The organism is Alloactinosynnema sp. L-07, from assembly GCF_900070365.1.
Lineage (GTDB): Bacteria > Actinomycetota > Actinomycetes > Mycobacteriales > Pseudonocardiaceae > Actinokineospora.
The window spans coordinates 6,300,437-6,325,439 of sequence record NZ_LN850107.1 but is presented as its reverse complement, the minus strand read 5'-3'; the positions used below and the strand labels follow the sequence as shown (position 1 = coordinate 6,325,439).

The 25,003-nt window shown below is 68.0% G+C and carries 16 protein-coding genes, 1 tRNA gene and 1 pseudogene; 15 read left to right on the top strand and 3 right to left on the bottom strand.

What is annotated here, in order from left to right; translation table 11 throughout:
• On the top strand, positions 1-1,398 hold the full coding sequence (locus tag BN1701_RS28895; protein ID WP_054054021.1) for a hypothetical protein: 1,398 nt from the start codon (positions 1-3) through the stop codon (positions 1,396-1,398).
• A 99-nt stretch (positions 1,399-1,497) separates the two neighbouring features.
• The gene (locus BN1701_RS28890; RefSeq protein WP_054054019.1) at positions 1,498-6,660 is read left to right on the top strand and encodes an AAA domain-containing protein; all 5,163 of its coding nucleotides are present in this window, start codon (positions 1,498-1,500) and stop codon (positions 6,658-6,660) included.
• A gap of 82 nt (positions 6,661-6,742) precedes the next feature.
• On the opposite strand, the gene BN1701_RS28885 is transcribed toward BN1701_RS28890, so the two are convergent.
• Positions 6,743-6,818: transfer RNA gene (locus BN1701_RS28885), tRNA-Thr, on the bottom strand.
• A gap of 100 nt (positions 6,819-6,918) precedes the next feature.
• On the opposite strand from BN1701_RS28885, the pseudogene BN1701_RS28880 reads away from it, so the two are divergent.
• The 3 genes and pseudogenes from BN1701_RS28880 to otsB all read left to right on the top strand — a co-directional run bounded on the left by BN1701_RS28880 (position 6,919) and on the right by otsB (position 12,616).
• Positions 6,919-8,323: pseudogene (locus BN1701_RS28880) on the top strand (threonine/serine exporter ThrE family protein).
• 149 nt (positions 8,324-8,472) lie between these two features.
• Positions 8,473-9,903, top strand: coding sequence for a trehalose-6-phosphate synthase (locus BN1701_RS28875; protein ID WP_054054017.1), 1,431 nt, complete (start codon positions 8,473-8,475; stop codon positions 9,901-9,903).
• A gap of 187 nt (positions 9,904-10,090) precedes the next feature.
• Positions 10,091-12,616: a trehalose-phosphatase gene (gene otsB / locus BN1701_RS28870; RefSeq protein WP_054054015.1), complete on the top strand. Its 2,526-nt coding sequence runs from the start codon at positions 10,091-10,093 to the stop codon at positions 12,614-12,616.
• Here otsB and BN1701_RS36960 read toward each other — a convergent pair.
• Together BN1701_RS36960 and BN1701_RS28855 are read right to left on the bottom strand one after the other, a co-directional pair.
• Positions 12,606-13,604, bottom strand: a complete 999-nt coding sequence (locus tag BN1701_RS36960) for a Scr1 family TA system antitoxin-like transcriptional regulator (RefSeq protein WP_255364689.1) — start codon at positions 13,602-13,604, stop codon at positions 12,606-12,608. The genes otsB and BN1701_RS36960 overlap by 11 nt on opposite strands.
• 70 nt (positions 13,605-13,674) lie before the next feature.
• A complete protein-coding gene (locus BN1701_RS28855; RefSeq protein WP_054044899.1) occupies positions 13,675-14,958 on the bottom strand; it encodes an IS256 family transposase in 1,284 nt (427 codons plus the stop codon).
• 580 nt (positions 14,959-15,538) lie between these two features.
• Here BN1701_RS28855 and BN1701_RS28850 point away from each other — a divergent pair.
• From BN1701_RS28850 to BN1701_RS28805, 10 genes are all read left to right on the top strand, one after another.
• A complete protein-coding gene (locus tag BN1701_RS28850; RefSeq protein ID WP_054054010.1) occupies positions 15,539-15,994 on the top strand; it encodes a hypothetical protein in 456 nt (151 codons plus the stop codon).
• A 5-nt stretch (positions 15,995-15,999) separates the two neighbouring features.
• The gene (locus BN1701_RS28845; RefSeq protein ID WP_054054008.1) at positions 16,000-16,611 is read left to right on the top strand and encodes a DUF3558 domain-containing protein; all 612 of its coding nucleotides are present in this window, start codon (positions 16,000-16,002) and stop codon (positions 16,609-16,611) included.
• A gap of 1 nt (position 16,612) precedes the next feature.
• The gene (locus tag BN1701_RS28840) at positions 16,613-17,929 is read left to right on the top strand and encodes a hypothetical protein (RefSeq protein ID WP_054054006.1); all 1,317 of its coding nucleotides are present in this window, start codon (positions 16,613-16,615) and stop codon (positions 17,927-17,929) included.
• Between the two features lie 2 nt (positions 17,930-17,931).
• Complete coding sequence (locus BN1701_RS28835) at positions 17,932-18,690, top strand: ESX secretion-associated protein EspG (protein ID WP_054054004.1); 759 nt, start codon at positions 17,932-17,934, stop codon at positions 18,688-18,690.
• A 90-nt stretch (positions 18,691-18,780) separates the two neighbouring features.
• The gene (locus BN1701_RS28830; protein WP_054054002.1) at positions 18,781-19,863 is read left to right on the top strand and encodes a solute-binding protein; all 1,083 of its coding nucleotides are present in this window, start codon (positions 18,781-18,783) and stop codon (positions 19,861-19,863) included.
• Positions 19,864-19,903: 40 nt separating this feature from the next.
• On the top strand, positions 19,904-21,028 hold the full coding sequence (locus BN1701_RS28825; RefSeq protein WP_054054000.1) for a toxic anion resistance protein: 1,125 nt from the start codon (positions 19,904-19,906) through the stop codon (positions 21,026-21,028).
• Positions 21,025-22,623, top strand: a complete 1,599-nt coding sequence (locus tag BN1701_RS28820) for a VWA domain-containing protein (protein WP_054053997.1) — start codon at positions 21,025-21,027, stop codon at positions 22,621-22,623. Before BN1701_RS28825 ends, BN1701_RS28820 begins: the two co-directional genes overlap by 4 nt.
• A complete protein-coding gene (locus BN1701_RS28815; protein ID WP_369800641.1) occupies positions 22,610-23,179 on the top strand; it encodes a hypothetical protein in 570 nt (189 codons plus the stop codon). The genes BN1701_RS28820 and BN1701_RS28815 overlap by 14 nt, the downstream gene beginning before the upstream one ends.
• A gap of 70 nt (positions 23,180-23,249) precedes the next feature.
• On the top strand, positions 23,250-23,831 hold the full coding sequence (locus BN1701_RS28810) for a YbaB/EbfC family nucleoid-associated protein (protein WP_054053995.1): 582 nt from the start codon (positions 23,250-23,252) through the stop codon (positions 23,829-23,831).
• The gene (locus tag BN1701_RS28805; protein ID WP_054053993.1) at positions 23,750-25,000 is read left to right on the top strand and encodes a WXG100 family type VII secretion target; all 1,251 of its coding nucleotides are present in this window, start codon (positions 23,750-23,752) and stop codon (positions 24,998-25,000) included. Before BN1701_RS28810 ends, BN1701_RS28805 begins: the two co-directional genes overlap by 82 nt.
• The last annotated feature ends 3 nt before the right edge of the window (positions 25,001-25,003 follow it).

The window sequence follows — 25,003 nt, the reverse complement described above, 5'->3', positions numbered from 1 at the left end:
GTGCCCACCACCAGCGCAGCCCGGTTCAGCCAAGACGTGACGGCGATCGTCATCGACACGGTCCTCGATGAGGCGGACATCGTTCGCGAGGCCCGCCGGTGGACCACCGGCGAACGCGGTCCGATCGTCGACGACAGCGACGCCCTCCGCCGCGCGGACCTGCGGCCGTTCGTCACCGAGGCGATGCGGATGGGCGCGCACGCCCTGTCCGTGCTCGGCCAGGCGCACGAGGCGCAGGCGGTCGGGCGGCTGCTCGACTCCGTCGGCGACAAGACCACCGAATCGGTGGCGCGGGCGGCCGAACTCACCGACCACGCTATCCGTGCGGCATCGGACACCGTCAGCAAGGCCGCCACAGACGCCAGGACCGCGATCCTGGAAGCCGACGCGACCAGCCGCAAGGAGTTCACCACGGCTGTCGCGCAGGCCAAAGCCGACCTCACGGGCGAACTGCGCAGGCTGTTCGGCGGCGAGCGCCCCGAACTGGTCGACCGCATCCAGCCGCTGCTGGACAAGTTCGGCAGCGACCTGGACGCCAAGGTCGGGTCGAGCGCACGGGAGCTGCTGGACCAGGCGGTCAAGCAGCTCGATCCGGGCGACCCGTCCTCGCCGATGGCCAAATACACCGCGCACCTCACGGCCAACCAGACCGAACTGGCCGATCGGCTCACGAAGAGCCAGGGCGAGCTGACGGCCAAGATCGACGAGCTCGCGACCGTTGTGCGGGTCCGGGAGGCGACCTCGGCGCTGGCGCAGGTCACACCGCTCAAGGGCGAATCGTTCGCCGCGCGGGTCAACCTGGTGATGGCAGGCATCGCGGCCGGGCTCGGCGGCGAATACCTCGACACCAGCACGACCGTGGGCGCTCTGCCCCGCTGCCGCAAAGGCGACGGCCTGCTGAGCACCGACGACGGCGCGGCTCGCGTCGTCATCGAGACCAGCGACTCCACCCGCCGAGACTGGGGCGGCTACCTCGACGAAGCCGAACGCAACCGCGGCGCGGCGACGTCCCTCGGGATCGTCCGCACCCCGGAGCAGAACGGCGGCGCGACCGTGCGCCTCATCGGCAGCCGCCGGGTGGTCTTGGCGTTCGACCCGGACACCGACGACCCCGACCTACTGCGCACCGTGGTCCAACTCCTGCGGATCGCCGCGCTGTCGGTCACCGCGCGCACCGGCGACCAGGAGATCGCCACGGCCGAGGAGAAGATCGGCGAGGCCATGGACCAGTTGGAGCGGATCGACACGATCAAGCGGGCGGCGGGCACCATCAAAGCCGGCGCCGAGAAGATCGACCGCGAGTGCGCGGGCGTGACCTCCGCGATCAGGCGGACCCTGGGCGAAGCACTCAACGCGCTCGCGGGCACCAGCGCCCCGGCCACCGACAGTGCGGCGTGACCGCACAGCAACGCCCATTCGAGTGAATGTTGAAACATCTAGCACCGCGCCCACGACATGAAGGGCGCATCGTGCCTGGCAAACGAGTCTGGGGTAGACGTGCAGGAACAGCGGGGCGTATCCGCCGACATCATCCAGAAGGCCAGGAGCCTGTTCCAGTTCCTCGCCCAAGCACAGGCCCAACGCACGAAGCCGGTGCGGATGGTCGAGAACTACGAATCGGCCCTGTGGTGGCACAGCACCCCAGAACACCCGGCGATCGAGATCGCGGGCCGCCGGGACGCGCCACGGCAGGACGATCCGATCCTCCTGGTACGGCGAGTGCCCCGCGAGCACGCCCCGGAGCCCAACCCCGAGCTGCGGGTGTGGCTGGTCGGCGACCTGGACAAGCCGACCGAACCACCGCGACTGCGCACAACCATCACCGAGCCCGACCCCGACCAGCCCGCCGACGAGGAAGCAGGCCAACCGCTGCGCCGGATCGACCTGGCTGATCGCCCGGACATCCAGGACGCACACCGGGCTTGGTCACGGCGCTGGGAATCGTGGGCCGAGCGAGAACTCATCGACCGACCCGCGCGGGAGTTCTATCAGGCACTGTTCGGCCTGTACATGAAGGCCACCGGGCATCCCGAGGAGCTCGAGCTCGTTCTCGGTGTCGGTCTGCTCTCCTGGCTTCCCGAGAACCACAGCGAGGTCCAACGGCATCTGTTCACCACGCCGGTCGCAGTCCAGTTCGACGACGACACCGCCACTTTGACCGTCGAGCGGGTCGACGCGCCTGACGGTGCGCGGCTGGAAACCGACATGCTCGATCCCGCGTTGACGACCTCACCCCTGCTCGCAGGCGTGCGCGAGGACGCCAGCGCCTACCGCGACCACCCGCTCGACCATGAGTCGGTCGGTGCTCTGGTTCAGCGGGCCGTGCACATCCTCGATCGCGCAGGCGGCTACGCCGACGATCTCACGGTGCCCGCTCCTGATCAGGACGCGGTCGCCGTATTCGCTCCCGCCTTGGTGCTGCGTCGGCGTTCCCAGCAGGGCCTGATCGACATCTACAATACGATCGTCGCGCAAATCACCGAATCCGGTCAGGTGCCCGGCGGGGTGATCCCGCTCGTCGACCCCAATCACGAACCAACGGTGCCCGCGGCGAGCGGGGACGGCGCCTTGGTCATGGTGGAGGACGAGCCGTTCCTCCCGCTGCCTGTCAACGACAAGCAACTTCAGATCCTGCGCAAGGTCGACGCCAGTGCGCACACGCTGGTGCAAGGCCCTCCTGGCACCGGCAAAACCCACACGGCGGCAGCACTGCTGTCGCACCTGCTCGCCCAGGGCAAGCGGGTCCTGGTCACCGCCCAGACCGACCGGGCGCTCAAGGAGGTCCGCGACAAACTCCCGGAGGAGATCAAGCCGCTGGCGGTCTCCGTGGTCGGCTCGTCCCGGGAGGACATGGCGGACCTCAAAGTCGCGGTCAACAAGATCAGCGACGCCGCGGCCAACCATGACGCTGATCGCAACCAGGCGGACATCCGCCAGGCACTCGAGGAGGTCGACCGCCTCGAACGCCTCCGAGCACAGTTGCGCAATGACCTCCTCACCGCACGCACCGCCGAACTCGACGCGCACGAGCGGGCCGGCTACAGCGGGACGCTCGCCGCCATCGCCCAGCAGCATCAGGCCCAGGCGAGCAGCTACGGGTGGGTCACCGAGATGTTCCAGGGCGGGCCGGACACCCCAGCCCCACTCGACGGCGACGAGATCCGGGAGCTGCGAGCGCACCTCACCGACACCCAGTTCCTCGCGGACAAGGGCGAAGCCCAGCTCCGACTCGTCAAGCTCGACAACATCCCCGAACCCGCGGTGTTCGCCCGCCAACTCGAAGCCGAACGCGCCGCCCACGCCCACAGCGCGGGGTATGCGAGCGCTCGTGCCGACGCGCGCTACGCGGGCCTGCGGGCGCTGTCGCCGCGGCAGCGCCGCGACATCCGCGCTTGGGTCAACGAGATCGGCGGGCGTGTCGCCGCGCTCGCCCGCAGGCCGGAGCCGTGGCTGCCCACAGCGCTGCACGAGGCGATCACCGGCCATGGCGCGCGGTGGGTCAGCCGTGATCGACAGATCAGCGAGCTGATCGGCCGATGCCGGCCGCTGGTCGCCTTACTTGGCCCGATGGACCGAGTCGCGGTCGCCGGCAACATCGACCAGTTCCGCCACATGGCCGAGACGCTGCGCGCTCATGTCGCCAAGGCCGGACCGCTCAAAGTGGACGCTGGTGGCCATCCCAAGATCGGCCTGACGACCAGCAAGGTGGTCAAGCAGTCCGCGTCGTTCTTCACCGGGGTCGCCGTGAACGGACTGCCCGCGACCACCGAAGCACAGCTCACCCTGTTCATCGCCTGGGCCCAGGCCAGCGCCGCGCTCGACGCACTGGACCGCGCCTGGCCGGAGAACACGGTGATCCCGGCGGAGGACACGGTTCAGGAACGGCTCACCTGGCACGTGACCGAGTCCGAACAACTGCGTGCGGTGCTGGTGTTGGGCCACGACATCGACCAGCGACGGAAGTTCATCTCGACCATGCCTGGGGTCGCGATGCCCGCCTGGGAAAACCCCCACGACCTCGCGGCGTTCAGTGCGATGATCGAAGCCGCGGACGCCGAGGACGCCGCCGAGCTCGCGGCCAAACCGGTCACCCTCGCGATCGACACCCTGGCCGCGGAATCGAGGTGGGACTCCGCCAGCCCAGCGGTCAAGGCGTTGAGCCAGGCCGCCGCCGACCGCGACCAGAACAGCTACGCGACCGCCTACGAGCGAGTCCGCCGCCTGCTTGACGTGCGCGCGATCGAGCTCCGGACGACTCAGCTGAACCGCAAGCTGATCGCCGGGGCGCCCGCGCTCGCCCGTTCCGTGACGGAGAACCCCGCTGACGCCGTGTGGGATGCCCGGCTTCGAGAGTTTGACCAAGCGTGGCGGTGGGCGGCCGTAGCTCGCTGGATCACCGATCGGACCACTGTGGATGTCAACGCGATCCAGGCCGAGATCAACCAGATCGAAGACCGGCTGCGCCGAGCGGTGGAACACATGGCGGCCACCCGAGCATGGGGGCACGCCGTGTCGAAGGAGCGCCTCAGCCGGGAAGCACGCGCCGATCTGGTGGCCTATAGCCAGGCGGTGAAAAGGGTCGGTCGTGGAGGCGGGAAGTACGCGGCCCAGAAGCGTGCTGAAGTCCGCGAGGCGATGGATCGGTGCCGAGGGTCGGTGCCGGTGTGGATCATGCCGATCTACCGGATCGCCGACCAGGTTCGTATCAGTCCCGACATGTTCGACGTGGTCGTTGTCGATGAGGCATCGCAGGCAGGCATGGAGGCGATGTTCCTCCAGTACCTCGCGCCCAAGATGGCGATCATCGGCGATGACAAGCAGGTCTCGCCCGCCGCGGTCGGCGTCGACCAGCAGATGTTGCGCGATCTGGCCAACACGTGGATTCCCCACGACAAGTACAAGGCCAACTGGCAGGATCCGAAGCGCAGCCTGTTCGAGGAAGCCAGGATGCGCTACGGCGAGGTCATCACCCTGACCGAGCACCGACGGTGCATGCCGGAGATCATCGGGTTCTCCAACAAGATCGCCTACGCGCCTGACGGCATCTCCCTTGTCCCGGTCAGGCAGTACGGCCTCGACCGACTTGACCCGGTGAAACCGGTCTTCGTACCCGATGGGTACACGCGCGGGGACACCAATCCCGCTGAAGTGGACGCGATCGTCGACCAGATCGAGAAGTGCCTCGGCGACCCCGCCTACGACGGCAAGACTTTCGGTGTCATCTCGCTGCGCAGCGGCAGGCAGGTAGCGGCACTGGAGAAGGCGCTGTTGGACCGGATTCCGGAGAACGAGCTGATCGCCCGCGACCTGCGCTGCGGCGAGTCGGCGGACTTCCAGGGCTCCGAGCGTGACGTGATGTTCCTGTCGATGGTCAACGCCCCGGACCCGGACAAGCGCCTCATGCCGTTGACAACGGAGATGTACGCGCAGCGGTACAACGTCGCGGCGTCGCGGGCCAAGGATCAGATGTGGGTCTTCCACTCGATACCGCTCGGGGAACTCCGCAACACCCAGGATCTGCGATTCCGCCTGCTCGACTACTGCTACGGCGTCAGTGCCCGCACCCGCGATGAGGACCTGACCCATCCGAACCGGGTCTCCGACGACATCCGTACGGCGCCGTTCGACTCGTTGTTCGAGCAGCGCGTTTTCAACAAGCTGATCGACCAGGGTTACATCGTCCATCCGCAGTACGAGGTGATGGGCTTCCGCATCGACATGGTCGTGCTCGGCGCCAGCGGACGACTGGCCATCGAATGCGACGGCGACCATTGGCACGGGCCTGAGCAGTACGCCTACGACACGGCTCGGCAACGTGAGCTGGAACGGTTGGGGTGGACTTTCTTCCGGATCCGCGAATCGGACTTCTACATCGACCAGGCAGCGGTGCTCGACGAACTGTGGTCGGCACTGCACGAGCACGAGATCCACCCGTCCGGCTGGATGCCTCCGGAGCCGGAAATCGTCCCGACTCCGGCGCCGGAACCCGCCCCTGTCGCGACACTGCCCACCCCCGAGGTGCAAACGGTCGATGATGAACCCCAGCCCGAAGAGGATGAGCACGTCGTCGAGGACTTTGTTGCCCGCGCGGTGGTCGCCGAGATTCTTGTACCCGCGGCGCCTGCGGCGCGCGCTCGGTTACCCCGGCCGGTCGTGCGGCCCTATACGCCGTTCCTCGGGTCGAATCCACCCGTCTCAGACTCCCGGCCGCTTGGATTGGCCGAGGGCCTCGTCGCCATCGTGGCCGTGGAGGGCCCGATGCTCATCGGAAGGCTGCATTCGGTGTACGTGCAATCTTCCGGCGGGCAACGGGTGGGCCACAACATCGCCGCGACGTTGAACCAGGCGATCGAGAACGCCCTACGCCGTGGTCTTCTGGTGTCAGACAACCCGCTTTACGAACGCGAGATGAGGTCCATGACTGTTCGTCTGCCCGATCAGCCCAAGGCGATCATCAGGAAGGCCGGCCCCCGCGACTTCGACTTGATACCGCCTGCGGAGTTGTCCGAACTGATCACCGGCTTGGCCCACGCGACTGGGCGCGATCACGGCGACGCCCTCCATGGCGAGACACTGCGCGAACTCGGACTGGTTCGACTCACTCAGTCCGTCCGCGCCAGGTTCGATGCTGTGGTCAAGGCGATCGGCCGGTCGCTATGACCTGTGCTCAACGGCTCGTTGCCAGGTATTGACACTGGTCAGAGCTTGATCGACTAGGACCCACGTTTCCACTGGTAGAACGTGGAGCTGGTGAGGGGACTTGAACCCCTAACCTTTCGCTTACAAGGCGAGTGCTCTGCCAATTGAGCTACACCAGCACGACGCCGCGAGGCGCCGGGGTAATCCTAAGCCGACAGTCGACCCGCTTGCGGTCGGCCCCTTGCTCCACCACCGTGGGCCCCCAGGAGGTCGATCACTGTGTGGTTCACGCACCGGGGCAAGCGGCAGGTACCCGGCAGGCTCACCGAGCAAGAGCGAAGCCCGAAGCAAGGCCCGGCCCTGCCCGACGAGCGCACCGTGCACTTCGTGCTCGACCTGGCCCTCAGGATCGGCGAGGTCCAGATGTCCTCGGGCGCGGGCGCCGCCGACGTCACCGCCACGATCATCGCCGTCGCGAACGCCTACGGGCTTCCGCACTGTGAGGTCGACGTCATCTTCACGTCCATCACCGTGGCGTGTCACCGGGGCACCGAGCTCTCCCCCGTGACATCCCTGCGCGTGGTCCAGTCCCGCAGCCTCGACTACACGCGGCTGGCCGCCGTCGAGACGCTGGTCGGGCGCATCACCAGCGGGAAAGCCGAGGTCGAGCAGGCCCACCTTGACCTCACCCGCATCACCGAGGCCGACCATCCCTATCCGCGCTGGCTCGCGACCCTGTCCTACGCCGCCCTGGCCGCCGCCGTGACGGTCTTCATCGGTGGCAACGCGTTGAGTGCGCTGTTCGCGGCGGTCATCACCGCGGTGATCGACCGGGTGGGGCGGATCCTCAACCGGCGGGCGCTTCCGTTCTTCTTCCAGCAGGTGGTCGGCGGCGCGCTGGCCACCGGGGCCGCTCTCGCGCTGCTGGCCAGCGGCCTGCTTCCCGACGTCAAACCGACTGTCCTGGTCGCCGCGGCGATCACCGTCCTTCTCTCGGGACTCACCGTCGTCTCGACAGTGCAAGACGCGATCACCGGGTTCAACGTCACCGCCGCGGGTCGCACCATGGAGGTCTCGCTGATGACCGCGGGCCTCATCGCGGGTGTGGTGGGCGCCCTCAACATCGCCGTCGCGCGGGATGGCTGACACGCCGCTGGCCGACCCGCTGCCGCCGAACGCGCTCAGACTGCCCGTGCAGACCCTCGCGGGTGCGGCGGCCTCGGCGTGTTTCGCGCTCGCCTCCTACGCCACCCCGCGCGCCGTTCTCATCGCGGGTGTCGCCGGGGGTGTGGGGACCGCGGGGTACGGCGCGCTTGTCCTCGGGGGCGCCGGGCCGATCGTGGCCTCGGCGGGCGCGGCGGTGGTGGTCGGGTTCGCCGGTGGGCTCATCTCACGCAGGCTGCGGATGCCGCCGCTGGTGGTCGCGGTGTCCGGCATGGTTCCGCTGCTGCCCGGTCTCACGACCTACCGCGCGCTCTACGAACTCGCGATCGTGCGGACCACCGGTGGCCTCTCGACGCTCATGATCGCCGCCGCTGTCGCGTTGGCGCTGGCAGCGGGGGTGGTGCTCGGCGAATACCTCGCCCACCCGGTCCGCACCGGGCTTGGCAGACTCGAACGGCGCTTCCAAGGTCCCCGGTTGGCCGGGCCGTTGCGCCCCAATGAACATCACACAGAACCGTAGACATTCGCATCACGCGGGACTCGCGCGGAGTGACTAGCCTCAGATCCACCGCATCAGTTCCGAGGAGGCATGCCCCGCGTGAGCGAGCTTGCGAGCGAACCAATGTCACAGTGCGCAGGCGAATTCCACCGAGCGTGCGAGGTGGTCTCATGAGCAGCAACAATGGCTCCGACTTCATTGTCGCGGCCAACCGATTGCCGGTCGACCTCGAACGTCTGCCCGACGGCACCCAACGCTGGAAGCACAGCCCCGGCGGGCTGGTCACCGCGCTCGCACCCTTCCTGCGCAGCCACACCGGTGCCTGGGTCGGCTGGCCCGGGGTCGCCGACGTCGAGGTCGACGAGTTCACCGAGGACGGGCTCCGGCTGCACCCGGTCACCCTGACCGCCGACGAGGTCCGCGACTACTACGAGGGCTTCTCCAACGCGACCCTCTGGCCGCTCTACCACGACGTCGTCGCCCCGCCCGAGTTCGACCGCGGCTGGTGGGACAGCTACGTCAAGGTCAACCACCGCTTCGCCGACGCGTGCGCCAAGGTCGCCGCCCCGAACGCGACGGTGTGGATCCAGGACTACCAGCTCCAGCTCGCCCCAGCCATACTCCGCGAACAGCGCCCTGACCTGCGGATCGGCTTCTTCCTGCACATCCCGTTCCCACCGACCGAGCTGTTCATGCAGCTGCCGTGGCGCGCGGAGATCGTGCGCGGCCTGCTGGGCGCCGACCTGGTCGGCTTCCACCGGCCCGGCGGCGCGCAGAACTTCCTCTGGCTGGCCCGGCGGCTCCTCGGGCTCGAACCGACCCGCGGCGCGGTCGGCGTGCGGACGCGGCCCGGTGTCATCCAGGTCGGCGACCGCGCGGTCCGGGTCGGCGCGTTCCCCATCTCGATCGACTCCAACGGCCTCGACGCGCTGGCCCGCAAGCGCGAGACGGTCGCGCGGACCGCCCAGATCCGCTCCGACCTGGGCAACCCGAAGAAGATCCTGCTCGGCGTAGACCGCCTCGACTACACCAAGGGCATCGACCTGCGGCTCTACGCGCTGCAGGAGCTGCTGTCCGAGGGCCGGATCGACCCGTCCGAGGTCGCCATGATCCAGCTCGCCACCCCCAGCCGGGAGCGCGTCGAGCACTACCAGCGCATGCGCAACGACATCGAGCAGGTGGTCAGCCGGATCAATGGCGAGTTCGCCAAGGTCGGCCGACCAGTCGTGCACTACCTGCACCAGTCGGTCGACCGCGCGGAGCTGGCCGCGTTCTTCTCCGCCGCCGACGTCATGCTCGTGACGCCGGTCCGCGACGGGATGAACCTCGTCGCCAAGGAGTACGTCGCCTGCCGCCACGACCTCGGCGGCGCGCTGGTGCTGTCTGAATTCGCGGGGGCCGCCGCGGAGCTGACGAGCGCCTTCCTGGTGAATCCTCATGATCTTGACGGTGTCAAGAACGCCATGCATGCGGCCCTCACGATCGATCCAGCAGAAGGCCGCCGTAGGATGCGCGCTTTGAGACGTCAGGTGCTGACCCACGACGTCGACCGGTGGGCGCGATCGTTCCTAGACGCGCTGAACCCTGAGCACAGTCCCTAGGAGGTGTTGGAGAGGTGGCGCACGCGATATCCGCGCCGAGGCGGCCCCTGACGGCACGGCCGGATCGCCCGAATACGCCCGGTATGAGGACGATCCGGCCGCACCGCCAGGAACCACCTCGATCACGGATCTCACGCACGCCACCTCTCCAACACCCCTCAGCCCCTCAGGCCACAAGGAGAAGGCGTTGACCGCCGAGTCCCTTCCCGCCGACCTGCGCAGAGCCATCGTGCAGGTCGCCAGGACCCCACGTCTGTTGGTCGCCTGCGATTACGACGGCACCCTGGCCCCCATCGTCGAGGATCCCGAGCAAGCCAGGCCGCACTCCGAGTCGGTGGGCGCGCTGCGGTCGCTGGCCGGGCTGCACGAGACCACCACCGCGGTCATCTCCGGCCGCGCGCTGCGGGATCTGGCGACCCTGTCGCGGCTGCCGTCGGAGGTGCACCTCGTCGGCAGCCACGGCTCGGAGTTCGACGTGGGGTTCGTCCACGCGCTCGACGAGCAGGCGCGCTCGCTGCACCTGCTCATCGAGACCGAGCTGGAGCAACTGATCGAGGGCGCGCCCGGCGTGCACCTGGAGGTCAAGCCCGCCAGCATCGCGGTGCACGTGCGCCGCGCGGACGCCGAGGTCGGCGAGCGGGTGCTCGCCGCGGTCCGCTCCGGGCCGTGCACCTGGGAGGGTGTGCAGGTCACCGAGGGCAAGGCCGTGGTCGAGCTGGCGGTGATCCACACCGACAAGGGCCACGCCCTCGACGTGCTCCGCCACCAGGTCGGCGCGACGGCGGCGGTCTTCGTCGGCGACGACGTCACCGATGAGAAGGCCTTCGCGCGGCTACACGGCCCGGACGTGGGGATCAAGGTCGGCGACGGCGAAAGCCTTGCGGTGTACCGGATCAACGATCCGGTGGAGGTCGCGACCGTGCTCGCGTTCATGCTGGAGGAGCGCCAGAACTGGCTCTACGGCGAGCAGGCGCCGCCGATCGAGCGGCTGTCGATGCTGTCCAGCGAGCGCTCGGTCGCGCTGGTCACCCCGGACGCGCGGCTCACCTGGATGTGCCACCCCGAGCCGGACTCGGCGGCGGTGTTCGCCGACCTGCTCGGCGGCCCGTCGGCCGGGCACTTCTCCATCTCGCCGGAACGCGGTGGCCTGCCGCTGGGCCAGCGCTACCTCCCCGGCACGATGACCGTGGAGACCCGCTGGGCCGGGCTCCTGGTCACCGACTACCTCGACCACGCCGCGCTCTCCCACCGCACCGACCTGACCCGCGTGGTGTCCGGCACGTCGCCCGCGGTCGTGGAGTTCGCGCCGCGGCCGGAGTTCGGGCAGGTGCAGGTCCGGCTCGTGGAGTCCGGTGAGGGCCTGCTGGTGCGCGGGGTGTCCGACCCGATCGCGCTGCTAGCGCCCGGGGTGACGTGGGAGATCACGTCGGACGGGATGCACGACTCCGCACGCGCGGTGATCCACCCGGAGCACGGCCCGGTCGTGTTCGAACTACGGTGCGGCACCAACGATCTGACGCCGCACTCGACCGTCGAGGCCGACCGCAAGGCGATCGCCGGTGCCTACTGGTCGGAATGGCTGGACACCCTGGTCCTGCCGCCCGTCGAGAAGGACCTGGTGGCCCGTTCGGCGCTGACCCTGCGCGGCCTGTGCCACAGCGAGACCGGCGCGATCATGGCCGCCGCGACGACGTCGCTGCCGGAGGAGATCGGCGGTATCCGCAACTGGGATTACCGCTACTGCTGGCTGCGCGACGCGTCGATGACGGCGAAAGCGTTGGTGTCACTGGGTTCCACGGCCGAGGCGGAGGCGTTCCTCGGCTGGGTGCACGGCGTGCTCGCCACTCTGCCCGGCCCCGAGCGGCTGCACCCGCTCTACACAATCGCGGGCACCACCCTCGGCCCCGAAGCCGTGATCGACACCCTGCCCGGCTACGCGGGTTCACGCCCGGTGCGCGTCGGAAACCTCGCCAACCAGCAGGTCCAGCTCGACGTGTTCGGCCCCGTGGTCGACCTGGTCGTCGCGCTGTCCCAGGCGCGCGGCACCCTCACCGACGACGACTGGCGCATGGTCCGCGCGATGGCCGAGGCCGTCACGCGCCGCTGGCACGAGCCCGACCACGGCATCTGGGAAGAGCGGCACCGCCCGCGCCACCACGTGTACTCGAAGGTCATGTGCTGGCTGACGATCGACCGCGCGCTGACCCTGGCCGCGACCTACGGCCGCGAACCGGAGCCCGAGTGGGCCGCCCTGCGCGAGCAGATCTCCACCGACGTGCTCACCAACGGCTGGAACGACGAGGTCAAGTCCTTCACCACGGCCTACGACGGCACGGATCTGGACGCGGCGACCCTGCTGATCGGGATGGTCGGCCTGATCGACCCGACCGACGACCGCTTCCACGCCACGGTCACGGCGGTCGAAGCGGAACTGCGGTCAGGCTCAACGGTCTACCGCTACCACCGCGACGACGGCCTCCCCGGCGACGAGGGCGGTTTCCACCTGTGCGCGGCGTGGATGATCGAGGCGTATCTGCTGACGGGTCGACGCCCGGAGGCGGAGGACCTGTTCGCTCAGATCGTGGACGCGGCCGGTCCGACGGGTCTGCTGCCGGAGGAGTACGACCCGATCGCCGAGCGGTCACTGGGCAACCACCCGCAGGCGTACTCCCACCTGGGCCTGATCCGCTGCGCGCAGTTGCTCAGCGTTTGACGGTTGTGAGGAACGCGGACCATCCGGGGGTGTCGACGGCCAGTCGGGGGCCGTCGACATTCTTGGAGTCCCGGATACCCGCGTGATCATCCTTAAGAGAGATCTCGACGCAGTCGGTCTGCGAGTCGTTGCTAAAGCTGCTCTTCCGCCACCCGCCATGGGTCATCCCAAGTGCCTTCCGCCCGGTCGTACTCATCCGCCAGCGCGGCGATGAGCAACCGGGATTCTTCCTCATCGAGGGCGACACTGACCATCTGCCGAAGGAGTGCGCGCTGCTTGTCCAGGAAGTTGGCGTCTTCGACAAAGAATCCGCCACAGACCCCTGGACATACGTCAGCGGCAAGGACTTCTCGTAGTCGTAGTAGACGAAGGGACCGCCGAAGATGCCGCGATGGCGTGCGACAGCGGGGATCACGCGGATGCTGATGTTCCATCGGTCGGCGAAGAACAGCATCGCGAGTAGCTGCTCTGCCATCACCTTGTTGTCACCTACCTCCAGCCGCAACCCGCGCTCGTGGATGATGAAGGTGAACTTCGCGGGGCGGTTGCGGAAGAGGACCTTCTGTCGTTCAAGGCGGGCGTTCACCCGCTCCTGGCGCTGATCGCTCGGGATGTCCTCGCGGGAAAACAGCGCTTGGATGTAAGGCTCAGTCTGCAGCAGGCCGGGGATCATCTCCGGCTGATAGTTGACGATCCGGGTGGCCCTCGCCTCATGGAAGACGAGCGAACGCAGCGAATCACACATCCATGGACCGGTTGTGGCGAGCCAATATCCCCGGTTGACGTTGACCTCTTTGCAGAACCGAACCAGATCCTCGACCTCCCGGTGGCTCACGCGGCAGGAGGCGAGGTAGTGCACTACCTCGATTTCCGAGGTCTCAGTGCGCTCCCCAGTCTCCAGGCGGTGAAGGAGGGTGGCGGATCGTCCGACCAGCTCCCCCAGGTCTCGAAGGGTCAGTCCGGCCTTCTCACGATGGGCTTTCAGCAGACCGCCGAGTTCACGAGCCTGTCACGATTTCTGTGTAAGCCAGAGGTGAAATGCTTACATCTGTAGGTTATCAGAAAAGTATGCGACCTGGGAAGAGGTTGATCAAGGTGTTGAGCGCCACTTTCCAGCCGTGCGTCCCGGTTCCTGAATCGCCTCCTCGTTGGCTGGAGATGTTACGGAGTCCGAGGTAGAGCAGCTTCATCGCGGCTTCTTTGTCGGGGAAGTGGCCGCGATTCTTGGTGATTTTGCGGAGTTGGAAGTTGATGGACTCGATCGCATTCGTGGTGTACACGATCTTCCGGAGCTCGGGCGGGTAGTCGAGGAATGGAATGAACTCGGCCCAGGCGTTCCGCCACACGTCGACCGCGCCCGGGTACTGCGCGCCGAACTGTGTGTCGAATGCGGCCAGGCCGAGTTCGGCGGCCTCCAGGGTGGGCGCGGTGTAGATCTCCTTCATCGCCTTGACGATCTTCTTTCGGTCGCCGTAGGACACGAACCGCATCGCGTTGCGGATGACGTGGACCACGCACGTTTGCACCACGGTGTCGGGGAAGATCGCGTGAATCGCATCGGGCAGCCCGGTCAAACCATCGCAGCAGACGATGAGGATGTCCTTGACGCCGCGATTCCGCAGGTCCGCGAGGACCTTCTGCCAGAACTTCGCGCCCTCGGTGTCCTGGATCCAGCAGCCCAGGGCGTGCTTGCGGCCGTCCACGTCGACGCCGATCGCCAGGTAGGCGACCTTGGTCGTCACCACGCCGTTGTCCTTGACCCGGATCCGGATACCGTCGACATAGAGAATCGGATACACCTCGTCCAGCGGGCGCGATTGCCATGCCTTGATCTCGTCGACCACCACATCGGTGATGTTCGAGATCAATTCCCGGGACGCGTTCACCCCGTACACTTCCCGCAGGTGTGCCTCGATATCGCGGGTCGTCATGCCCCGCGAATACAACGACAGGATCATGTCGTCGATGTTGCCGATCCGCCGCGCCCGTTTCGGCACGATCGTCGGCTCGAACGAACCATTCCGGTCCCGCGGTACCTCGATATCGACCGGGCCGTTCCGGGTCGACACCGTCTTGGTCGACCGGCCATTGCGCGAATTACCGGTCCCACGACCGGCCGGATCGCCAGCGTCATACCCCAGATGGTCGGTCATCTCCGCCTGCAAGGCACGCTCCAGCACGGCCTTCGTCATCTGATTCAGCAAGCCATCCACACCATCGATCGGCGTTCCCGACGATTTCGCGTCTTTCAACAATGCGTCGATAGCATCGGACGAGAATGCCTCGGCAAGTCGCCGTGCCGCCGCCGTGTCATCCTGACGCGACGATGTGTCCTGAGTCACTCGGTGTCCCTTCCGACCGCCAAACTGGCGAGTCGATCTTGGTACACCTCCGGCTTACACGGTTGTCATGACACGCCCGAGTTCCGTCCGCCCGCCCGACTTTTCGCGTGCATTCCTCACACGGTAGGGAATTCCCGTCTCGCCGCGCGACCGGTGGGCGTCGAATCCACCTGATCGCGGCACGCTGTTTCCACACCTAAAAACGTACGGCGGACAGACAAACGTCGCACGCGACATGCCCTCGGGTGATGTCCGCTACCAACAAAGCACCACAGAGAGCGAACTCCGACTCGCCATCCCGAATGTGCGCACGACGGACATCAAGGACAGAAACTCCCCACGCTGATAGTCGTGCTTCTTCTTCTGAGCGACTCATCAACCTCACCAATCCTGGGCCCCGAGGATGATGTTCAAGCCGCCCACATCCGAATCTCCAGTGCCCGATCGGGCGACACTCGTTCGGCGGCACGGCTCGTGAAACCCAGAACCCCCGACCGACGTCGAACCTGTTGCACAGAACGCAACACACCGGCTCCATAGAGTCGGTAAACTCCGTCGCGGTAGCCAGCAAGGGGGAGCGATGCCAGAGGGAGCCACCGGACCCGGCACGACCGAGCAACAGCTCAACGCCGAAGTCACCGTCGGCCGTGTCATCAACACCGTCAACGACCTGATCCCGTGGGGCACCGGCGGCCACGTCCAAGCAGGCGGCGGCGGCTCAGGCGGCCACTTCAAACTCAGCATCGCCGAACTCGACGCCCTCGTAGCCCAATGGACCGTGGTTCGACAGAAGATCACCGTCAGCAGCCGCAAGCTCGATGATGCCTTCGACCTTGTCGAGGCACCTGCCGACGACGAGATGAGCGACCTCGAAGCCAAGGCCACCCGCGACAGCCTGCAGAAGGCGATCGAGCACAATCGCGCGATGCGCGCCTACGCGCAGGGCTACATCGACAAGCTGACCGATGCCCGCAACCGCTACGAGAACACCGAAGGCCACAACACCTCGACGGTGCGCGCCTCGGATGGAGCCTGAACACCATGCGAACCCGCATCAATCTGGCAATCATCGGTGCCGTTCTCGCTACCTCCGCGCTCAGCGGGTGCACTGAGAAGGGAACCCCGGTCGCGAGAGACACGGGGACACCGACGACCTCGGCCACCAGCCCATCCAAGGACGACGACCCCAAATCAGCGCCCAAGGTCACAAAGCCGCTCGACGCTGCCGGGTTCATCGGCAAACCCTGCACCCTGCTCGCCTCCACCCAATCCACCGGATTGGGCCTGGAAGCCGAGGGTGCGCAAGACCAGGGTGTCGGCGATCCGTTCTGCTCGTGGTCGGACAAGGAAAGGCGGGCGGACTACACGGTCGGGTTCATTTCGCCCAATCGAAACGGGCTGTCCGACACCTACCGGGCCATGCAGAAACCGGGGGAAGCTGCGTATTTCGAGCCCACCACCGTAGCCGGCTACCCCGGAGTGTTCGTGGATGGCCTCGATGACCGCGACCGAGGACATTGCAAGGTGATTGTCGGCGTTCGTGATGAACTGGCGTTCCATGTGTTTTCGCAAGGTGGGCCGGGGCGGGCGGCTTGTGACAAGGTCAAGGACATCGCTGGTGAAGTGATCACCACCCTGAAGGCGGGGGCATGACATGGCATTCATGTCCGGCCAGCAGATCTACGAGAACTTCCACAACGGCCGAGGCGGCGAACGCCTGAACCGGGCCGCCTCAGTCATCAAGCAGGTCGAGACCGAGTACGGCGAGTGGGCTGCCGACATTCGCGCTCTGACCGTCAAGATGGAATCCGCCTGGCAGGGCGACGCGGGTGGGGCGGCCAGGCGTGGGGCCGGTCCTCTTGTCGTGGAACATGAACTCGCCAAGCCTGAGTTGAATACCGCTCAGGATCTCACCAACCGCCAAGTCGGCTCCTACGACCAGGCGCGCAATTCTGTGCAGCCGGTCCCCAATGAGCCCACCAAGCCCGGTTTCTGGGACAACGTCACCTCCCTCGGCGGCGCCAGCACGACTTACGAACAGAAGACGCAGCAATACAACGACGCCAACGACAACAACGCCAACGCGATGCGCGTCTACGAGGACGCGTCGAACTACAACGCCAGCGGGATGCCGAGTTCCTACGGCAACCTCACCCCCGACCAGTCCGCGATCGTCATCACCCAGCCCACCAGCAAGCCGGACGACGGCGACAGCGGCGATGACGGCAACGGGGACGACGGCAACGGCAGCCGCCGGGTTCCGAACGTCGGTGGCCCTGGAAACGTCGACCCCGGCGGCAACACCGGTCAGCAGGGCACAGTCGGTCCGGGGAAGACCTCACCGAACTGGGCGCAGCCGCCGATCGTGGAGCCGGTGCCAAGTCGGCCGGTCCCGCCCGGTCCCGTGCAGCCCCCGATCGGCGGCACGCCGCTGCCGCCCCCACCGATCGGTGGGCTCCCGCCCAACCGGCCCGGCACGCTGCCGCCCGGCAGCCGTCCGCCCGGCGGCACTCCCCCGGGCACGCGCCCGCCCGGAACCCCAGGTACCCGACCGCCCGGCGCTGGCGGTGGGCCTGGTGGTGGGCCGCGAGGCGGTCCCGGTGGTGGGCCGCGCGGCGGATTCGGGCCAGGTGGGGGCACTCCTGGCGGTGGCGCGCACGGCGGGGCGGGCGGATCCGGGATGCGCGGCGGCGCGGGCGGATTCGGGCCCGGTGGCGGGTCGGCGGCGGGTGGCCGGGCAGGTGTGTTCGGCGGCGGTCTCGACCACGGACACGGCCAAAACCGTGGCGGCGCAGGCGGTACCGGTGGTCGCGGCGGGGCGGGCGCGGGCATGGGCGGCGGGATGGGTGGCGGCGGCGGTCAGGGCGAGGACGACTACGAACACCAGACGCCTGCCTACCTGCTCGAACAGGATCCGGAGAGCCTGTTCGGCACCGACGAGATCACCGCGCCCCCGGTCATCGGGGAGTAGCCGTGCTCGACAGACCACTCGTGCTCTCGGCGTCGGCGCTGGCCAGGACGATCGCCGCCGAGAACCTCGGTGAACTCCACATCACCCTGGCACCCACCAGAGGATGGCGGCCCCGCGCCGAAGAACACGCAGCCGACACGGCCGCGCGGGCCGAGATCGCCCGGCACGGCGGCATCGACCGCAGGGGCAGGCTCGACGCCGACCTGGCGGCCACCTTCCGCCTGCTGTGCTCGCCGCACATCGAGTACTACGGCTGGCTCAACGAAGGCGACCGCACCATCGGCGTACTGGTCGCCGCGATCGGGCGCGACACCATCCTCGCCATCCGCGACGGCGACACCGTGCACCTCGCCCAAGCCCAGCCCGATCGCCTGCCCGAGCTGCTGGTCGCCCAGGCCCCGGACATCCCGCCAGGCCGGGGCCACACGCTGACCGTCGCCCTCGCCGACCTGGCACCCGCGCCCAGCGCCCGGCTGTCCGTCGGGGTCCGGCCGCGCAGTGGGCCGCCCGAAGTCCAACAGGCACTGCGGCTGGCCGAGTTGCCGACCACCGGCGGCGGCGAGCTGTACGCGGCCGTCCGCGACAGTTCCGGGCGACGGCACTCGTCGCCGAATCCCGTGCGGTACGCCGACACCGTGCAGGGTCGGTGGCTCAACGTCACCCTCCCCGGCTCGGAGCCGCGTGTGGTCATCGCCCCCGCTGACCGACGCGCGCTGGTCAGCAGGCTCACCGATCTTCACGGAGCGCTCACGAGACGCTGATCGTTCACCCGATATTCACCACGGATCGGTGAATTCCCGCGTCCAACTCCTGGTGCGCCCGAGAAAATCAGGTCACTTGGAGGGGGTTGCATGAAGCGTCAGCTGAGCATTGGCTTGGCCGTGGTCCTGTTGGTCGCCATAGTGATCGTCATCGTGCGCGGATCGGGGGACGACGACCCCGCCGTCGCCGACGGCAAGACCACGGTCCGTGGCGTCATCGGCTCGGAGAAACTCGCGTTCTTCCAGGACAAGCGGGTGATCGACGCCTTCGCCAAGCACGGCCTCACCGTCCAGGTCGACGCGGCGGGCTCGCGGCAGATCGCCACGTCGGTCGACCTCGGCAAGTACGACTTCGCCTTCCCGGCCTCAGCCCCGGCGGCGCAGAAGATCCAGCAGGACAAGAAGATCACCACCGTCTATACCCCGTTCCACTCACCGATGGCGGTCGCGACGTTCACCCCGATCTCCGATCTGCTGACCAAGCAAGGTGTGGTCCGGCAGGGCCCCGGCGAATACGAGGTGCTCGACCTGGCCAAATACCTGGAGCTGACCGCGAACGGGACCCGCTGGGACCAGATCCCCGGCAACTCCGCCTACCCGGCCCGCAAGAACGTGCTGCTCACCACGACCGACCCGCGCAACTCGAACTCCGCGGCGATGTATCTCTCCGCGGTGTCGTTCGTGGCCAACGGCAACAATGTCGTCAGCACCCCGGCCGCCGAGTCCGCCGTGCTGCCCGCGATGAGCAAGCTGTTTCTCGACCAGGGCTACGCGCAGAACAGCAGTGAGGGCCCCTTCGAGGACTATCTGTCCGCGGGCATGGGCAAGTCGCCGATGGTGGTCATCTACGAGTCGCAGTTCCTCGACCGGCAGACCCGCGGCGACGGCTCGATCCAGGCGGGCATGCGCCTGCTCTACCCGTCGCCGACCGTGCTGTCCAAGCACACGCTGATCCCGCTCAAGGGCGCGGGTGACCAGGTCGGCAAGCTGCTGACCAGCGACCCCGAACTCGCCAAGCTGGCCGCCGAACTCGGGTTCCGCACCAACGACCCGAAGTACTTCCGCGAGGTCGTCGGCGACCGTGCCCCGGCCGACCTGATCGACGTGGTCGAGCCACCCTCGTTCGAGACGCTGGAGCGCATGCTCGACGCCATTGGGAAGCAGTACGGATGAGCGAGCTTGCTAGCGACCGCCGAGCGTGCGAGGTGGCCGGATGACCGACTTTGTCCTTACGCCGCCCGATCCTGTCGAGCCGGTGCCGGTGGAACGTGCCGCCGGGCTGATCCCCCTGGACGACAAGGTCCGGGCGGCCGCGGTCGTCCGCGCGGAGAAGTTCACCGCCGACCTCGCCGCGCTCGACCCGCGCTCCCCTGACTTCGCCGACCTGATCGACGGCCTGCTGGCCGTCGGCGAGGCCGACATGCGGGTGGCCGCGTCGATCGCGTCGACCCTGCTCGACCGGTCCCTCAAGACCCCACCCGGCGTCCAGGTCACCACGACGCTGACCGAGTTGCGCCGCACGGTCACCGACCTCGATCCGTCCGGTTTCCCCACCACGCAACGGAAACTGCTGGGTCTGATCCCGTTCGGCAACGACGCCAAGCGGCTCCTCGACCGCTACCGCGCCGCGAACACCCCGGTCAACCGGCTCGTGCTCGACCTACGCGCGCGCCAGGACCAGTTGCTCCGCGACAACGCCGCGATCAAGGGCGAACGGGCGCGGCTGTGGGAGAACATGACGAAGCTGTCCGAGTCCGTCGCGCTGGCCGAGGCCGTGGACACCGCCGTCGACCGGCAGGCGGGTGTGCTCGACTTCGCCGATCCGCTGCGCGCCAAGGCGTTGCGGTCCGACGCGCTGCATCCGATCCGCCAGCGCCACCAGGACATCCTGACCCAGCTGGCCGTGTGCGCGCAGGGCTATCTCGCGCTGGACCTGGTGCGGCGCAACAACGACGAGCTGATCCGTGGTGTCGAGCGGGCCGCGTCGACCACGGTTTCCGCGCTGCAGGTCGCGCTGGTCATCAGTGCCGCGCTGGCCAACCAGCGCGAGGTCCTGGACGAGATGAACGCCTTGCGCGGCACCACCGAAGGGCTGATCAAGGCCAACGGCCACCTGCTCTCGCTGCAGGGCGCGGAGATCCGCAAGATGAGCTCCGACCCCGCTGTCGGCGTCGCCGCGATCCGCGAGTCGTTCGACCAGATCTACCAGGCCATCGACGCCATCGACGACTACCGCGCGGGTGCCACCGCGAACATGGCCACGACCGTGTCGGCGCTGCAGGACGAACTGCGCCGCGCCGAGACCCGGCTCAGCCGGTCGCACGAGGGGGACTCATGAGGAAGCTCGCCACCATCGCGGCGCTCGCGCTGGCGCTGACCGCGTGTTCGGAGGACAGCGCCAAGCCGATCTCGCCGCCCGAGCCGGGCAAGCTCCGGATCCTGGCGGGCAGCGAACTCGCCGACCTCCAGCCTGTGCTCGACAAGGCGGCCCAGGCGACCGGCGTGCGGGTCGAGTTCACCTTCTCCGGGACGATCGAAGGTGCGCAAGCGCTTGCGGGCGGTTCGACCGACGGCCGTTACGACGCGGTCTGGTTCTCCAGCAACCGCTACCTCGAAGGGCTGCCCGACGCTGCCCGCAGGCTGGGCAATCAGACCAAGATCATGGCCTCGCCGGTCGTGCTCGGCTTGGCCGAGTCCAAGGCGAAGGCGCTGGGCTGGATCGACAAGCCCGTCACCTGGGCCGACATCGCCAACGCCGCGGGCGCGAAGTCGTTCAGCTACGGCATGACCGACCCGTCGTCGTCCAACTCGGGGTTCTCCGCGCTGGTCGGCGTCGCGTCGGCGCTGGCGGGCACCGGCCGGGCGATCACCGCCGAACAGGTCGCCGGGGTCACGCCCGCGTTGAAGAAGTTCTTCACCGCGCAGGCGATGAGCGCCGGGTCGTCGGGCTGGCTGTCGGAGGCCTACCAGCGTCGCGTGACCGGCGCCGATCCCGGCGAGAAGATCGACGGGATCATCAACTACGAGTCAGTCCTGTTGACGCTCAACAACCAGCTGCCCGAGAAGCTGAAGCTGATCTACCCGCTCGACGGCGTGGTCACCGCGGACTACCCGCTGACCCTGCTGACCTCGGCGGGCGACGCCGCTCGCGCCGACCATCAGAAGCTCGGCGACTACCTGCGCGGCGCGGAAACGCAGAAGTCCATCATGGACGTGACCAAGCGCAGGCCTGCCGTGCCCGGTGTGGCGCTGAACGGGGAGTTCGAGCAGAAGATCCTCGTGGAGCTGCCGTTCCCGGCCAAGCAGGAGTCGTTCGACGCGCTGCTGTCGGCCTACTTCGACCAGATCCGGCGCCCGTCGCGCACGCTCTACGTGCTGGACACGTCCGGCTCGATGAGCGGCGACCGGATCGAGGCGCTGCGCTCGGCGGTCGCCGGCCTGACCGGCGCCAGCGACGACCTGATCGGCCGCTACCGCAAGTTCCGCGGCCGCGAGGAGGTCACGTTGCTGCCGTTCAACTCCGGCCCGGAGCAGCCCGTGACGTTCGTGATCCCCGAGACCGGCCAGGACACCGAGCTGGAGCGCATCCGCGAGTTCGCCCGCGGCCTGAAGGCCAACGGCGGCACCGCGATCTACGACAGCCTCGACGCCGCGTACTCGGCTCTGGACCGGAACCTGTCGGCCGACAAGTTCACCTCGATCGTGCTGATGACCGACGGCGAGAACTCCAACGGGTCCGACATCGACGACTGGGAGCGCAACCACAAGTCCCGCAAGGCCGAACTCAAGCGCGTGCCGGTGTTCAGCGTGGTGTTCGGCGAGGGCGACAAGTCCGAATTGGAGCGAGTGGCCGCGCAGACCGGCGGCCGGGTCTTCGACGCGCGCGACGGCGCGCTGTCCGACGTATTCCGGGAGATCCGTGGCTATCAGTAGATATCTGGGTTCCACAAAGAACCTAGTTGGGTCGGCGCTCGGGCTCCTTGGCGTGCTGCTGCACGTGTTCGGCGTGGTCGGCGGGGTGTGGCCGGTCGTCGTGGTCGGCCTCTACCTGGTCGGCGCGCTCGCGGCGCCGCCGGAGAAGATCGTGCTGACCACCGATCTGGCCTCGCTGCGGGAGGAACTGGACTCGCTGGTCGCCAAGATCCGCGCGGCGCGGGTGCCCGCCGAAGCGACCCCGCACGTCGAGGCCCTCGCCGACGTGCTCGGGTCGCTGCTGGCTCGGCCGGACCTCGACGCGGACGCCACCTACGGCGTCACCCGGTTGGTGCGCACCGACATCCCGCTGGCGGTGCAGACGTACCTGAACCTGCCGTGGTGGTTCGCGGTGGCGAAGAAGGTCAACGGCACCAGCGCGGCCGACGAACTGGTCGCCCAGCTCGGGCTCCTGGAAGTCGACGCCAAGGCGGTCGCGGGCCAGTTCTTCGACACCGACGTGCGCAAGCAGGCCGACCACACCCGTTATCTGCGGGAGCGCACGCAAGAGGGATGATGCGGCGATCCGGCCACCCGGCAGGCTCTGGTGTGGGAGCCTTGGGCCCACTTGAGTCGGGGAGGACCTGGTGAAGACGCCGGAAGAGTGGATGCGCGATTTCGACGCGACGATCGCCGACGCACGGGCCAAAGCGGCTACCTTCCAGCAGAGTTTCGACCACGCGGGCGCGACGGCGGCCTCCGACGACGGTGCCGTCACGATCACGGTCAGCCCGACCGGCGCGCTGACCGACATCCGGCTCACGGCGGCGGCGATGGGCAAGTCGCACACGCAGCTGTCGAGCGAGCTGATGTCGATCGCCCGCAAGGCACAGCGGTCGGCGGCGGTGAACGTCGCCGAAGCGTTCGAGTCGGTCAACGGCGCGGACTCGCCGACGTACCAGATGATCACCGAGTACCTGCCGGAGCCGGAGCAGAAGGACGAGGCCGTCAACCTCGCGCCCCGCCACAAGTTCGGCCCCGAGGACGAACAGCCCGCGCCCCCGTCGCGCGCGCCCGCGCCCCGCCGGGACGACGACGGCGACTTCAGCGACGAGTCGATCTTCAAGCGCAAGTTCTGGGGGGAACTGTGTCCGAGGAAGCGAGTTCGACCACGTGGTCGTCCGGCGCGGGGGTCGTCGAGAGCGTCGACGGGTTCATCTCCGCGCTGACATCCGACGCGCAAGGCGAAGGAATCGACGTCATCGATGCCACCCTCGCGGGCGCCGGGATGGTCGTCGACGTGGTGTCCTCCGTCGGCGACCCGCTCGGCGCGATCCTGTCGGCCGGGATCGGCTGGCTGCTGGAACACGTCAGCTTCCTGCGCGAACCCCTCGACGCGCTGCTGGGCAACCCCGACGAGATCAATGGCAAAGTCGACCAACTCAAGTCCGCGGCGCTGGAGATGAAGATGATCGCCCGCGAACACCGCCAAGATGTGTCCTCAATGGATGATTGGACCGGCGGTGCGAGCGACGCATTCCGCGTCAACATGGACCAACTGGCAGCGGAGTACGGCGCGCTTGGGTCCACTATGGACGGAACGGCGGCCATCTACGCTCTGTCCGGCGCCCTGGTGTGCGAACTGCGCGCGCTGGTGTTCGAGACGATCGCCGACTTCATCTCGTCGCTGATCACCCCGGCATTGATCGCCGCCGCGTCCGCCATCGTCACGTGTGGCGCCTCGGTCGCCACCTTCGCGGGCTGGGCGGCGGGCGGCAGGCTCTACCTTCTCTCCGCGCCGATCGCGACCTTCCTGGAAACCGGCGACGTCGAGGAGATCGACCTACCCGAACTGCCGCCGGTCACCGACGCCCTGCGCGCCGAGGCCCGACGCAACCCGGGCGGCTGGGTGTGGTGCGCCGACCCGGATGTCGATCCACGTCATATCGAAGGACCGCCGAACTTCGCTCTGCTCGGCGCGTACCGGGCCGACGAGAACGGCGAGCTGACCGGAGAAACCTTCCGTAACGACCAGTACCTTCCCGGCCCGACAAGACGGGGATTCCCCGCGCCGCGAACGGACTTCGAGCTGGTACTGAACTTCGTCTCGGCGGGCTGGCTGCCGCAGGAACGCATCCTCTCCGCCTCGCTGGACGCCGACTTCATCCTCGACACCGACGGCGCGGGCGGCCTGCGTGTCGGTGTGGACGAGCAGGGCAGGCGGTTCCTCGTCGTGTATTCCAGCCCCGGCTACGTCCCGCCGACCGTGACCTTGCCGAAGCAGGCCACCGGCCGCGGTCTGCTTCCGGCGCTCGCGGGCGTCACGTTGATCGTCAACCCCGGCGGGACGATGGGCATCGAGCTGCCCGGCGACGACCTGATCGCCGCGGCGGGTTAGCCC